Here is a 14,179-nt window from a genome sequence, read left to right as displayed (position 1 = left end):
GCCATATGAGCACTAGGGTATTTAAGACCCCAAAAACCATGTTTGTACTCAAAATAAAAAATTTAGCAACCCCTAATTATAGCCAGAAAAAACAATCATTAGTATGTCTTTACCGAGCATTATCAAACAGCGTGCGCCTACCAAATAATTCTTTACATGATTATAGTACTGCAAAGATTTATGAAACTTAAAGAAAGGTAACTATTTGGCCGACACAGTAGTTTTTGAGAGGATGATTCTTCGAGAGAGTCGTTTTTAAATTATCGGCGTCTTGTTGATTGACAATTAAAGAAAGCGGTTCAAGCGTTAAGAGAAGAGTCGTCTTTATCAGCTGGCTGGTCTTTTTAATTGGCTAAAAGTAAAGACGACTCAGATTTGATTATACTAGTCGTGCGCTAGCAAGTTCGGTTAATTGATATAGTCCTTGACGATACTGGTTGTCAGGTAACGTACTAAGCGCTTGTTGGGCGAGTCTAGTCTCTTCTAAAGCACGCTGCTTACAATAATCTAATGAGCCTGATTGTCTTACTAAGTTAATAAGCTGCTCGGCATTTGGTGTTTTGCCAGTCTGTACAGCGATACGAAGCTGCTCGTAGCCTTCGGTATCACTGTCTTTTAGCAGCTCAAGTGCTTTGATAGTGGGTAGAGTAGGCTTGCCTTCTGCAAGGTCATCGCCTAGGTTTTTACCCATTATCTCACTGTCACCACTATAGTCGAGCACATCATCAATAATTTGGAACGCATTACCAAAATGCTGTCCAAATGCGCCCAATGCAGCCATATACTCGGTTTTGTCTTGCAAAATAGCAGCGCCTTGGGTCGCCATCATAAACAGCCGTGAGGTTTTACCATCGATGATGCGTAAGTAATCCTCTTCTGTCGCCGCAGGGTTGTGCTGATGCTGTAGCTGTAATACCTCGCCCTCGGCAATGTCGCAAGTCCCATCTGAAAATATCTGCAATAGGGGCAAGCTCTGAAAACCGACTAAAAGATTGAAAGCGCGTGCAATCAGATAATCGCCAACTAATACCGCAGTGGCATTATCCCAGGTGGCGTTTGCAGTTGGTTTACCGCGGCGTTGTCCCGATTCATCAATCACATCATCATGGACTAAGGTTGCAGTATGTAGCATCTCAGTAATGGCCGCTAAGTGCATGGCTTTTTCTGAGGGGTTATCATCAAACATACGAGCACATAAGAGCGTGATCAACGGGCGCATACGCTTGCCACCCGCATTAATGACATGCTGAGAGACACTCATTACTAGCTGTACTTTTGAATTCAGACTACCGAATACTTGCTTATCCATCACCTCAAAATCATCGGCGACGATACGTTGAATATCAGCATAGCTAGGCGTTACTTGAGCAGTGGGTAGGGTGTTATCTGTAGAGGTAATAGTCATAATAAATAGTCATATTAATAAGAATAAAGAGAGTTTTTATAACCTTGATGTCGTCCATCCATGGGTAAGGTAACGTTTGGCTTATAATAGCATAGCTGTCTGCGAAGATTGTGGGTTAAAGTAGATGACAGAAGAGGTCGGTATTACGCTACAAAAGCATTACTGTGCATAAAGAGTAGCTTGTAATTGATAAAAGATATCACATACTTGGGCAATACAGCGGTTCACTTATTAAATGATGGCACAGTCACATAATGGCTCTATAAAGGGCTGTAAGTAACTGATTGTATAAGTTATAATAACCGCCGTTAGGTTCAAACTATCGGTTGTAGTGATTGCTTCTAGCATCTGATTAGAACTGTTGCCTATGGCGTTCTGATCATCTATAGAACTTGTCGTTACACAAGCGATGGTGATTTAGTGTAACCACCTTACAAAAACAAGAGGTGCGGCTTGCTTTTATGAGCAAAAAGCCGTAAAATCTTGCCTTTAATTTTTCCCTGTCGTGTTCGTCGTAAAAGCGTTGGTATAACATCAGCCACGGCACACGGGTTAAACGGAGTCATACAATGTACGCAGTAATTAAAACTGGTGGTAAACAGCACCGTGTAGTCGTCGATGAATTGCTTAAAGTTGAATTGCTAAAAGCAGAAAAAGGCGAAACAATCAAATTTGAAGACGTGTTGATGGTTGTTGACGGCGATAACGTCAAAATCGGTCAGCCTGTCGTTGATGGCGCTAGCGTAGAAGTTGAAGTTGTTGAGCATGGTCGCGGCGAAAAAATCCGTATCATCAAGCACAACCGCCGTAAGCATTACCACAAAGAGCAAGGTCACCGCCAATGGTATACCTTGTTAAAAATCAAAGCCATTAATGCCTAATTACCCATTTAGCAATCATTGCTAAATAGCGCACTAAATGCTTAAGAGTTGTCGCATAAGCGATAAGTCACATTAACAAGGAGATTTTCTCATGGCACATAAAAAAGCTGCCGGTTCGAGCCGTAACGGTCGTGATTCAAACCCAAAAATGCTAGGCGTAAAAATATTTGGTGGCCAAGCTATCGTAGCTGGTAACATCATCGTTCGTCAACGTGGTACAGAATTCCACGCAGGCGAAGGCGTTGGCATGGGTCGTGATCATACTTTATTTGCACTAAATGATGGTGTTGTAAAGTTTGAGACCAAAGGTAAGTTTAACCGTCGTTATGTTACGGTTGAAAACGCATAATTATCTATTTAGGTCGTTTTGTTCTTTGGATAGAATGATCGGATAATTAAAAAAGCCCCTACTACCTGATGGTAGTAGGGGCTTTTTACGTTTATAGAGTCCTATGAACCGATACAGAAGCTATATACTCAAGAGTTGAGTCTTAACGAACTATCCACCATCAAACCGTCTCAATGGTCTGAAACTCTATCTGAGTTATTTTTTCAAAATAATACTCATAGCTAATGACGATAAAGACATATCTCACTGTGTAACTGTATTGGTTACAAGCGTGTATGGCAGGCGTAGTAATGATTGCAAATCATGACTAGGCGCGTAATAAAAAAACTGGCACACTGTTGCCATTGCTGATTGATACCAGTTCGGTACTGGCAAACATAGGCATTTTTATAAAATAAAAACTTCAATAAACTGTTTCATCTTAAGTAAGTATTTTTAAAGCGATTATTTTTAGAACAACTATTTTTAAAGCAACTGTGCTTTTTTAGAGAGGATTTATGATGACCGTATCTACGAAACAAACGACCAAACAAAAAGTAATGAGTGGTGCTTTGGCAGGGGTGCTGATGACCTCACTTGGTATCGCCGCCCCTATGATGGCATTGACTCAGTCTGCTACAGCGGCACCTGCTGACAATATGACGGCAGCCAAACGCTTGAACAAGTTGTTGACCAATACCAAAAGTATGACTGCGAATTTTAGCCAAACAACGAAAGGGGCTAGCAGTGGTACTTTCACAGGCTCTATGAGCGTCCAGCGTCCCAATAACTTTCGCTGGGAGACCAAGTCACCATCAGAGCAGCTGATCGTGGCCAACGGTAACTCTATGTGGATCTATGATAAAGATTTAGAACAAGCGACTAAGCAAAATGTAGACAGCCAAGTAGGTAATACGCCAGCGTTGTTATTATCAGGTGATCCAAGCAAGATTGATCAGAACTTCAAGATCACTCAGCCATACAGCAACAAAAACTACTATGTGCTGTATCCAAAATCAGACAGCGCTAGCTTTAAGAGCCTATCAATGAGCTTTAGCGGTGGTAAACCTGTCATGATGGTACTAAACGACACCCTAGGTCAAACGACTTCTATCAAGTTCAGTGGTATCAAAATGAACCCTAGCATCGGTAGCAGCCAGTTTAAATTCAACCCACCAAAAGGCGTTGATGTCATTAATCAGTAAAGACTAATCACCAAATACTAATAGGTGAGTGGCTCAATAGGTTTTACCTCAGTATAAGTAAGATTAAACATTTAATAAAAAGGACAGATCCTACGGGGTCTGTCCTTTTTTATGAGAATAGTTTGGGTTGCCTAATAGAAAAATTAAGACATGGCTCGTATAGTATCTATATCTGGCATCGGTGGTAGCTCATCTAGATGACTCAGCCCAAACGCATCTAAGAATTGCGCAGTAGTATGAAGCAGTGCTGGACGTCCCAAAGTATCTTTATAGCCTTTCTCTAAGATCCATCCTTTATCAAACAGCTGGCGCAATATATTGCTGGACAGTGTTACACCGCGTACTTGCTCAATATCACTGCGCGTTACTGGTTGCTTATACGCAATGACACTTAATGTCTCAAGCAGTGCCTGGCTTAGGCGTTCTTGACGCTGCGGAAAGACGCGCTGAATCAAACGGCTGTAATCATCACCTATCTGCAAGCGATAGCCACTAGCCGTTTCGTGTAGTTTGAGCACACCTGTATCTAGACGTTGTTGTAATACGTCCAAGGTTTGCTTGAGCTCTTTCGTAGATAATGATAAATGCTTCTTTAGCGCATGCGCTGTTAGCGGCGCTTCTGAAGCATGCAATAGTACCTCAATATGTTTGCTCGTCTCTTCAAGGTGAGCATGATTTGCTTCAATAGAGGTAGAAGCAGCAGTACTTGTAAGTTCTGTTTTATCATGTGGCTTTGATTCGTCAATATCTACCATCTAAAACGTACTCTTATTTCAATTTTTTGATCAACAATGTTCGTAAATAGCTTTAACGCGTATTAGGCTAGCCACTGCAATGTCAGTGTTGAGGACTCATCTGTATGCCGTTGACCAGCAGTATGGGTAGCAGATGCTATCACCTCACCATCTAACTCAGAGTTAATCACACCGACCAGCTGCCGCTTGATCAGCTCAAGCACAGCGACAAAGCTGACGACAACACCTATCTTGCCCTGTGATTTGTCTAATAGCTCATAAAAGGAGCGCGCACCATCAGTGCTCAGTTGCCTGCTGATACTGGCAATACGGTCAGAGAGTGGTACGGCGTCAACTTTGATAGTATGCATGTGATAGTCTGGCTGCAGCTGCATCTTAAATAAGCTCTCAATCAATAATGTTGGCGAGTAGCTGGGTAGTTCAGCGTTCATAATCTCTTGACCCGGCATGCTGACCATCGCCAAAAACACATCGCGCTCTAAACGTACCAGATCATCTAAGCGCTGACTGGCTACTTTAATCTGCGCATATTCCTCAAGACGCTCAATCAGTTCGGCTTTTGGGTCGCGTTCATCAGTAGGCGTATCAGGCGTCGGTAGGAGCAATTCTGTCTTTATGGCAATAAGCGTGGAGGCCATCAAGAGATAATCACCTGCCAATTCAAAGTGCTCAGTATCCAACTCACTGATATAGGCAAGGTACTGCTCAGTGATTGGTAATATTGGCATTTGGGTCAAATCAACGTTGTTCTTTTTGACCAAATACAATAAGAAATCTAATGGACCTGCAAATTGCTCTAGCCAAATCGCAAAGGCTTGTGGCGGGACATAAAGATCGTCTGGTAGATGCTGTATTGGCGTCTGATAGATACGTAGAGCAGTATCATGACTGACTGATTCAGCATAGTCACTTTGACTATATATAGACTGAGATATTTTATGAGTAGATGTTTTATCCACTGGTGAGAACAAAGCGGCTTTTGATAAAACCGCTTGTTTGGTGTTTGGCTTAGTCTGCACGTTTGGTATCCGCTCTAGTAGTGATAAATGGCGACAATCAAACGACTACTTGAGTTTGGCAAGCGGTCGGATACCAATAGCGCGACGAGTCTTGTCTAATTGCTTGCGGCTATGACGACGGGCTTTATCTGCTCCCATCTGCAAGATTTCTTCTAGCTCTTTTGGATTGGCCATGAGCTCTTCGTAACGCGCGCGGAATGGCGCAATCTCATCATTGATCTTATCAAATAGCGCTTGCTTGGCATCGCCCCAGCCAATACCGGCTGCATATTGTGCACGCATGTCAGCAATTTTTTCAGGAGTAGCAAATGCTTTATAAATCTCAAACAGAGCAGAGTCATCAGGGTCTTTTGGCTCATCAGGCAGTTGTGAGTTGGTCACAATTTTCATGATGGCTTTGTGCATTTGTTTCTCGGAGCTGACCTGTGGGTTTGACTCACCAAACAAGGGGATAGTGTTGTTGTAACTTTTACTCATCTTACGACCATCTAAGCCAGTGAGTAGTGGTATATCATTGTCTACAACCGCTGTCGGTAGCGTAAAGAGTGTTTTGTAACGATGATTGAACGTACCTGCGATATCGCGTGCCATCTCGATATGTTGAACCTGGTCACGGCCAACAGGTACATGGGTCGCATTGAACATCAAAATGTCAGCTGCCATTAGTACAGGATAACCAAACAGCCCCATCGTGACTCCCTGATCAGGATCGACATCGGCTTTTTCTGTATTGATATCCACTGCTGCCTTATAGGCATGGGCGCGGTTCATGAGACCCTTAGCACATGAGCAGTTCAAAACCCAAGCGAGCTCTGGAATTTCAGGCACATCTGACTGACGATAGAACGTCACACGCTCAGGATCGAGACCACAAGCAATCCAAGTGGCCGCAATTGCTCTAGTTGATTCATGGATGATAGCAGGGTCGTAGCAACCAATAATACCGTGATAGTCTGCCAAAAAGAAAAACGCTTCGTGATCACTATTTTGGATGGATTCAATTGCGGGACGAATCGCGCCAACGTAATTGCCTAAATGTGGAATACCAGTCGGTTTGATCCCAGTTAGGATGCGTTTTTTTTCAGTTGAATTGTCAGAAGCTTGGCTGCCAGTGGTGCTGTTATTACTCATGAAAAATCCATTATTTTGTTTATCAAGTTATTATAAATATAGGGTCAAAGAAGCAAAATATCAGCCGCAAAGTATAGCAAATTTATTGGGGTCTGTTGAGCATTCAAATATTAAGTCTACTTGTAGATGTCCGTACGACCATTCGGACCATGTTTAAAACGGCGATGAAACCACATCCACTGGGTAGGATCGATACGAATGAGGCTCTCTAAAGTCTCATTGACTCGAGTGGCGTCAGCGACCTCGTCATGACTTGGGTAGTTGTCCAACTCTGGGGTGATAGTCAGATGATAATGTGGACGCTTACCACGCGGTAGACTGTCTGGCGTTTGTCGGTAAGTGTGCAGCGCCATAACCGCAGGTGGCTTGGCTTTGTTACCCATTTTTGCCATACGGCGTGACGCCGTAATCGTCGCTGCTGGCACGCCAAAGAATGGTGCCATGACACCTTGCTTGAGACCATAGTCTTGATCAGGGGAATACCAAATAACGTGTCCTGCTTTGATTGACGTGACCAAGCTGCGCATATCTCGGCTAGAGATTTGCTTACCAAATATATTGGTACGACCATTATAAATAAACCAGTCAAGCAGTGGATTGTTTTGCGTACGGTACATGCAGTCCACAGGGAAAAACTGCGCGCTCAGCAAACCACCCAAATCGAGCATGGTGTAATGTGCACCTAATAAGATGACGGGCCGCTGCTCGTTTTGAGCATTCACCAGATGCTGTAGTCCTGAGATAGATACCGTTCTAGTAAACACATTGGGGCGAAACCAAGCGCACAAGGTTTCAAATACACCAATGCCTTGATTGACAAAAACTTGCTTGGCCATCAATTCGCGTTCAGCTTCTGGTTTTTCTGGGAATGCCAGCTTGAGATTGATTAGGGTGTCACGCCGACGTGAGCCCGCAGCATTATAAATCAAACGACCAAGCTGACGTCCGAGCCAAAACTGCCAACGTAGCGGTAGATACATCATTGGCAACATAATAAAGAATAACAACCAGATGCCCCAGTATTTTGGTGCTAAAAACTGCCACTGAAATGGCTTTTTATCTGCTTGCGCCGTACGCTTATGATTCTGCGTAATCGTTGGGGTACCAGCAGGTATGTTAGGCGACTTGTTCGACTGCTGCATACTTGGTGACGGTACGCTGCTATTGCTAGAGGGTTTACTGGGGTCGTATTGTTCAGGCGCTTTCATAATATCCTTCTACAGCACTGTCTATGACATCGCGGCTAATGATAAAAAGTTATTGATATGATGGGGTAGCGTCAAACGCTTTGCAAGTTAGAATTTTTAGAAGGTGTCTACTATGCAGTATTGATATGCATTACTTTTCTATGAAGAAATCTCAAAGAGAAATAGTGATAATGAGTGTCGCTATAAGGAGAGTCGTACAGTGAAAGCCGTTATATAGAAATAGCCACATGAGTAGTACGCCTTCAACAGACATAAAAAAACCTTATAAGCTGTAAACAGCTTATAAGGTTTTGCAAAACTATTCTCTTATTGAATATTGCTGCTATCGCTCCGAGAAAAAGACAATAGCAACAAAAATATAAGAGAGCGCTTTGATTAACGTTTTGAGAACTGTGGACGTTTACGTGCTTTACGTAGACCAAGTTTCTTACGTTCAACTTGACGTGAGTCACGAGTAACAAAACCAGCTGCTTTTAGGGCAGGCTTCAAAGTTTCGTCAGCTTCGATCAATGCACGTGTGATGCCGTGGCGGATTGCGCCAGCTTGACCACTAATACCGCCGCCTGCAACAGTGACATACAAGTCATATGCATTAGCTGAGTCTAGTAGTTCTAATGGCTGGCGAACAACCATGCGTGAAGTTTCACGGCTGAAGTATTCGTCTAGTGGCTTACCGTTAACAACGATACTACCAGTACCTTTTGATAAAAAGACACGAGCGGTAGACGTCTTGCGGCGACCAGTTCCGTAATTGCGTTCCATAAGTATATCCTTAGATGTCTAGTTCTTTAGGTTGCTGTGCAGTATGTGGATGATCAGTACCCGCATATAGCTTTAGCTTCTTGATCATTGCATAGCCAAGAGGGCCCTTTGGAAGCATACCCTTAACTGCTTTATGTAGAACATCTTCAGGCTTATGTGCAAGCAACTTATTGAAGTTAGTTTCTTTGATACCACCTGGGTAGCCACTGTGACGATAGTACTTTTTGTCTTGTGCTTTTTTACCCGTTACCGTGATTTTGTCAGCATTGATGACAACAATAAAGTCACCAGTATCAACGTGCGGAGTAAAAGAAGGCTTGTGCTTGCCACGTAAGCGAGTTGCGATTTGAGTGGCTAAGCGACCAAGGGTTTTGCCGTCAGCATCTACGACATACCAGTCATGGGTCACTTCAGCTGGTTTTGCACTAAGTGTTTTCATGATAAAACCTTAAAATTAGAATTCGTTGAGAGTTTAGCTGGGAACGGGGCTCTCAAAAAACAGACTGCACATTATAAGCAGTAGCGCCTACGCTTGCAAGCTGCATTGGGGTTTATTTTCGCCTTTATACGTTAAACTGCAGCGTTAGGCCAGTTTTTAAGCGGTTTTAAACATTTTTTACAGGTATTGATTGATTTTGCTAAAGGATCTTAACAAATAATCGCTAATGATGCGCTTAGCAATTACCGTACAATTATGACAATGACAGCTGATAAAGTCCAGCAACAACTTGACCGACTTTGGTTTGTTTCAGACATTCAAAAGCGATTGGTTGCTGAGTAACGCTTGATTGAGAGTCTAAATTCTCATTTAGCGTCTCTTCTAACTGCTTAAGCTGAGCGCTTAAATCCTTATCTGCCTCTAAATAAATAAGCGTCTTTGTATCGACCAAATCATTTGTGATGAGCGTGGTCAAAATAGGCTGCCACAAATCTTGAGCATATGGCGGATCGATGAATACAATATCGAAAGGTCGCTGAGCCGGTTGGTCTTGCTTTAGTTGGGCTTGACCCAGTACTTGCTCAGCAGTGCCAGTGATGACGCTATAAGTGGCGGTATCAAGGCGTAGCTGCTCGGCACTCTGACGTAGCATGTTGCTCTGGGCGCTATTCACTTCGATAAAAGTAGTGTGCGCCGCGCCGCGAGATAAGGCTTCAAACCCTAACACGCCGCTGCCCGCACAGCTGTCAAGCACCTGTGCACCATGAATATCAGCCAGTAACCAGTTAAACAGAGTCTCACGCAAGCGATCTGGGGTGGGGCGTAACCCCTCTGCATCGATAAAGCTCACAATACGGCGCTTAAACTGTCCACCAATGATACGCACGTCACCTGCCGCTGCACTTTTTGCCCTATGGGGTTTTTTTGATACGCGTCCGTTTGCGGGTTTTTTCATTATGGGGTCTCGTATACTCTGTCTTGCTTAAGCGTTTTATGTAGATTGGTGTACCTAGCAGTATTTACTCAGTAATAGTTTTTTAGCAATAACTGTCAAATACTACTATTCAGAGGTTGCCGCTGCTGCCTGTATTTCTGCCTCTGCTTCTGCCGCTTCCTGCGCTTCTAGAGCTTTTGCTTCTTTTTCACGCAGTGCGTCTTGCAATGCTTTTTCAAATGCCTTTTGTCGCTTGATGACTTTGAGCTCATCGGGTGACGGCGGTAGTACAGGATCAGTTTTGCGTTGTACCATCCAATAGTCAAATAACGCACGGCCAATAGGAGCGGCTGTAGTACTACCACCGCCACCATTTTCGACCAGCACGGCAAGCGCAATTTGTGGATCTTCTACTGGCGCAAAGCCATTAAACCAAGCATGATCCCAGTGGCGCTTATCTATCGCAGACTTATCATAGCGTTTGCCCTGAGCGATAGACTTTACCTGCGCGGTACCTGTTTTACCAGCGATACGGTAGCGCGGGGTGTAGATACCGCGTCCTGTTCCGTCTTCTATCACACTCTCCATGGCATCGTGCATACGTAACCAGTCAGAAGGCTTACCGTTATAATCAATTTTGCCATCTGGTTTGGTGATTACTTTTACCTTTGCGGCACCATCGCTGCTTTTTAGTAAGTGCGGGGTAATATGTTGCCCTTTACTGGCGGTCATGGCAGTAGCGTTAGCAATCTGTAGCGGTGTGGCTAAGAAATAGCCTTGGCCAATACTGACAGAGATCGTCTCACCTGGTAGCCAGTTCTTATCATAAGTGTCTTGCTTCCATTTTGGTGAGGGCATGATGCCTGATTTTTCATTAGGAAGGTCGATACCGGTGTCTTGACCAAAACCAAAACGTACCATCCAGTCGTGCAAGCGCTGGATACCCATCTCGTATGCTAGCTTGTAGTAATAGGTGTCGACTGACATCGCGATAGATTTTTTTAAATCAACCGTACCATGCCCCCCGCGTTTCCAGTCACGGAACCGATGTGAGTCACCAGGTAGGCTGAAGTAACCAGGGTCGTAGATGGTACTCTCCCAATCCCTTAGGCCATAATGGATACCGCCCAAACCTTCGAACGGTTTGATAGTAGAGCCGGGCGGGTAGGTGCCTTGTAAGGCGCGGTTGTATAACGGCTGATCCAGGTCCTCACGCAGGGCGTCGTAGTCCTTAAATGAGATGCCCGATATGAACGGGTTAGGGTCGTAGCTTGGGTTACTGACAAACGCCAGTACGTCGCCGTTTTTGGGATCTATCGCTACAATTGCACCGCGGCGACCATCAAGTTGCTTTTGTGCGATGGTCTGTAAGCCATAGTCCAAGCTCAGGGTTAAATCATTACCAGAGGTTGGCGGTTTGGTGTCCAATTGGCGCAAGATATTGCCATGAGCATCTGTTTCTACTGACTGGTAGCCTGGTTGCCCGAGCAAAATATCTTCGTAATAGTCTTCGATGCCAATTTTGCCAATCAGGTCAGTACCTGCATAGCGGTCTTTGTCTATACGCTTAGATTCTTTATCATTGATACGGCCAACATAACCGATAACATGAGCAAACAGCTCATCATAAGGGTAGTCGCGTGTCAGCTTACTCTGAATAGAAACCCCGCGAAAAAAAGGCTTGCGCTCGCTAAACTGAGCCAGCTGCGCTTCCGTTAAGTCGATTTTGATGGTGACAGGATCGTTTTTGTTTTTGCTTAAACGCGCCAGAATATCCGTAATGTCTTCTGCTGTTAAGTCAAAGATAGGCGCGAGCAAACTCAAGGTGCGCTCAGGATTGTCGACTTCATCGGGGCTTAACATGGCAGTAAAGACGGGTTGGTTGTCTGCCAAAATAATCCCATTACGATCATAAATATAACCACGGCTAGGCGGTGCAGAGATGAGCTTGATACGATTGTTATCAGCCTGCGTGGTGTATTTATCATGAGCATAGACTTGCAGATAACCATAACGCGTTATCAAGCCGCCCAAACCAATCAATATCAAAATCCCAAAGATAATAATACGGTTAGTAAAGGTGCTATTGACCTGCTCAGTATTGGGAGTTAGCGGTTTATTCATAGAAAATCAGAGCCCAATTGGTCAGTGAGTCAGTAAAAGAGGAATAAATGGGCGGCTTGGTCAACCAAAGTGCGGTGAGTCTAAAGGATAATGCAAATGGTTTCAATCACATAGCGTGGTACGAGAGAAATTTATGAGGCGTTGATTGGTACGATCGACTGTTACGTAGGGAGTCTTTGTTGTTTCACTACAAATTATAACAGAACAAATGAAAGGGTGCAGTAATTGGCTGCTGATTTTGTTCTGACCATACGTCCTATAAGCGACAGGCTGTATTGATATCTTTGCTACTAAAGATACCGTATAAAAGATGTCATCTTTAGTCACAACTTGCTGAGGGTCTATATGTGCTAATAAATGGCAAGTATGCTAAAATCAGGCGATTTATTTTATCGCAATTGTTACGGGCAGAGCGTCTTTTGAAACGTTCTAATTTGCTAATCACTTGTTATCAGTAACGACAATAGTAGCAACGACAATCAACCTGTCAGGGACTAGAGAAGTCATGGACGTAAATTCATTGTGGCAGACAATCGCTGAACATCCAGAGTTTTTTGCCATGCTGACCATTCCACCAGTGACGGCATTCGTCACTTGGGTACATGTGTGGATGGCACTCAAGATGCTGTTTTACCCGATTAAGTTTCGGGGTATTCGTATTCCTAACTTCCCGTTTTTTGGGTTGCCAGGTATCGGCTGGCAGGGTATCGTGCCGCGAAAAGCAGGCAAGATATCGGGCGTCATTGTTGATCAGACGCTATCAAAACTTGGTTCGCTTGATGAATTTTTTAAGGCGATGGAACCGGAGCAAATGGCGCTATTTGTCACTGACACGGTGGACAAAAACCTTGAGCCGTTGATTGATGAGATTATGCTCGATCATTCGCCCGCCCTATGGGGTAATCTGCCTTACGCCCTAAAGCGCCGTGTCTATGCCCAAGCACACAAAGAGCTGCCCAGTATCATGCAGTCGCTGGTGACAGATTTGACTTATCATGTCGAAGATCTAGTCGATATGCGTAAGATGATCGTTAACACGATGGAGAACGACCGTCGTCTGATGGTTAACATGTTCCTAAGGGTCGGTCAAAAAGAGATCGATTTTATCTGGCATATCAGCGCACTGATCGGTTTGGTGTTTGGTATTATTCAGATGTTTATATTTTTGGTGGTGCCTCAGCATTGGACCGTACCGTTTTTTGCCGCGATTTGGGGATTTTTGACCAACTGGATTGCCATTTGGATGGTATTCAATCCAGTAGAGCCCCGTTTTATACCTTACTTAAAGCTATTCACGGTACAGAGCGGCTTCCCGTTTATCAAGCCAGTGATGCCGCATATCGCAAGGTATCGTTTGCAAGGCGGCTTTATGAAGCGCCAAGAGGAAGTGTCTGAAGTTTTCGCTGAGATTGTGGTAAAAGACTTGGTCACTCTTGAGAACATCATGAATGAGATGATGTATGGTGATCGTTCAGCGCAAACTCGTGAATTGATGAAGTCACATCTATATACAGTACTAGAGTCACCCGTAATCAGCACGACATTACGTGTGGGGTTGGGTCGCCGTGATTATGGGCAGCTCAAAAACACCATTATCGATAAGTCAATTGTAGCGACGATGGTACCACTGCGTGATCCTGAGCTCAATGAAAGTCGCGCCAGTAAGATATTTGGTCTGTTTCGCGATAGGATACGGGCGCTAACGCCAAATGAGTTTCAGAATCTACTGCGTCCTGCCTTTCGTGAAGATGAGATGACCTTGATTGTATTGGGCGGTCTGACAGGATTCTTGGCAGGGTGGTTACATCTGGTTCTGGTGTTTTTCCCCTCGATGCCATGATTTTGATACCATAACTTCGATGCTGTAATTTAGACGCTATGATTTTGGTGCCATTATTCTATCGTGAGCGCACTGTGAGCAAGAATACAATAATAAGTATTTTCAAATAGTCACACACCGCAATATCTAATACAGTTTGAATCAATAA

13 protein-coding genes are annotated in these 14,179 nt (G+C 44.0%); 4 read left to right on the top strand and 9 right to left on the bottom strand.

The genetic code is table 11. The annotated features are described in order from the left end of the window. Positions 1-379 precede the first annotated feature (379 nt). Positions 380-1,405 carry a polyprenyl synthetase family protein gene (locus tag AC5JPT_RS05510; protein WP_493857392.1) on the bottom strand — a complete coding sequence of 342 codons (1,026 nt, stop codon included), beginning with the start codon at positions 1,403-1,405 and terminating at the stop codon, positions 380-382. Between the two features lie 569 nt (positions 1,406-1,974). Between AC5JPT_RS05510 and rplU the strand changes: the two genes are divergently transcribed. The 3 genes from rplU (at position 1,975) to lolA (ending at position 3,819) form a co-directional block, all read left to right on the top strand. Then, a complete protein-coding gene (gene rplU / locus AC5JPT_RS05505) occupies positions 1,975-2,286 on the top strand; it encodes a 50S ribosomal protein L21 (protein WP_057761012.1) in 312 nt (103 codons plus the stop codon). Positions 2,287-2,377: 91 nt separating this feature from the next. Continuing rightward, a complete protein-coding gene (rpmA, locus tag AC5JPT_RS05500) occupies positions 2,378-2,635 on the top strand; it encodes a 50S ribosomal protein L27 (RefSeq protein WP_319050653.1) in 258 nt (85 codons plus the stop codon). Positions 2,636-3,174: 539 nt separating this feature from the next. Further along, positions 3,175-3,819, top strand: a complete 645-nt coding sequence (gene lolA, locus AC5JPT_RS05495) for an outer membrane lipoprotein periplasmic chaperone LolA (RefSeq protein WP_493844410.1) — start codon at positions 3,175-3,177, stop codon at positions 3,817-3,819. Between the two features lie 143 nt (positions 3,820-3,962). Here the strand turns inward: lolA and scpB are convergent, their stop codons facing one another. From scpB to mrdA, 8 genes are all read right to left on the bottom strand, one after another. After that, positions 3,963-4,574: an SMC-Scp complex subunit ScpB gene (gene scpB / locus AC5JPT_RS05490; RefSeq protein WP_493857391.1), complete on the bottom strand. Its 612-nt coding sequence runs from the start codon at positions 4,572-4,574 to the stop codon at positions 3,963-3,965. Between the two features lie 62 nt (positions 4,575-4,636). Next, entirely contained in the window at positions 4,637-5,497 is an 861-nt protein-coding gene (locus tag AC5JPT_RS05485; protein ID WP_493858433.1) for a segregation and condensation protein A, read from the bottom strand. Positions 5,498-5,638: 141 nt separating this feature from the next. After that, positions 5,639-6,724 (bottom strand): tryptophan--tRNA ligase, encoded by a 1,086-nt coding sequence (locus tag AC5JPT_RS05480; RefSeq protein WP_493857390.1) that lies wholly within the window; start codon positions 6,722-6,724, stop codon positions 5,639-5,641. A gap of 116 nt (positions 6,725-6,840) precedes the next feature. Continuing rightward, positions 6,841-7,932: an LpxL/LpxP family acyltransferase gene (locus tag AC5JPT_RS05475; RefSeq protein ID WP_493857389.1), complete on the bottom strand. Its 1,092-nt coding sequence runs from the start codon at positions 7,930-7,932 to the stop codon at positions 6,841-6,843. A gap of 375 nt (positions 7,933-8,307) precedes the next feature. Continuing rightward, complete coding sequence (gene rpsI / locus AC5JPT_RS05470) at positions 8,308-8,694, bottom strand: 30S ribosomal protein S9 (RefSeq protein ID WP_021813618.1); 387 nt, start codon at positions 8,692-8,694, stop codon at positions 8,308-8,310. Positions 8,695-8,704: 10 nt separating this feature from the next. Beyond that, complete coding sequence (rplM, locus tag AC5JPT_RS05465) at positions 8,705-9,133, bottom strand: 50S ribosomal protein L13 (protein WP_057761004.1); 429 nt, start codon at positions 9,131-9,133, stop codon at positions 8,705-8,707. A gap of 253 nt (positions 9,134-9,386) precedes the next feature. Beyond that, positions 9,387-10,088 carry a 16S rRNA (guanine(966)-N(2))-methyltransferase RsmD gene (gene rsmD / locus AC5JPT_RS05460; RefSeq protein ID WP_493857388.1) on the bottom strand — a complete coding sequence of 234 codons (702 nt, stop codon included), beginning with the start codon at positions 10,086-10,088 and terminating at the stop codon, positions 9,387-9,389. 105 nt (positions 10,089-10,193) lie between these two features. Beyond that, positions 10,194-12,191 carry a penicillin-binding protein 2 gene (gene mrdA / locus AC5JPT_RS05455; RefSeq protein WP_493857387.1) on the bottom strand — a complete coding sequence of 666 codons (1,998 nt, stop codon included), beginning with the start codon at positions 12,189-12,191 and terminating at the stop codon, positions 10,194-10,196. A 505-nt stretch (positions 12,192-12,696) separates the two neighbouring features. Between mrdA and AC5JPT_RS05450 the strand changes: the two genes are divergently transcribed. Continuing rightward, positions 12,697-14,031 (top strand): DUF445 domain-containing protein, encoded by a 1,335-nt coding sequence (locus tag AC5JPT_RS05450; RefSeq protein ID WP_319050646.1) that lies wholly within the window; start codon positions 12,697-12,699, stop codon positions 14,029-14,031. Positions 14,032-14,179 lie beyond the last annotated feature (148 nt).

The sequence above is a fragment of the Psychrobacter sp. H26 genome (assembly GCF_059073035.1).
The sequence above is the reverse complement of the archived record's forward strand: the minus strand, read 5'-3'. Positions and strand labels throughout refer to the sequence as shown.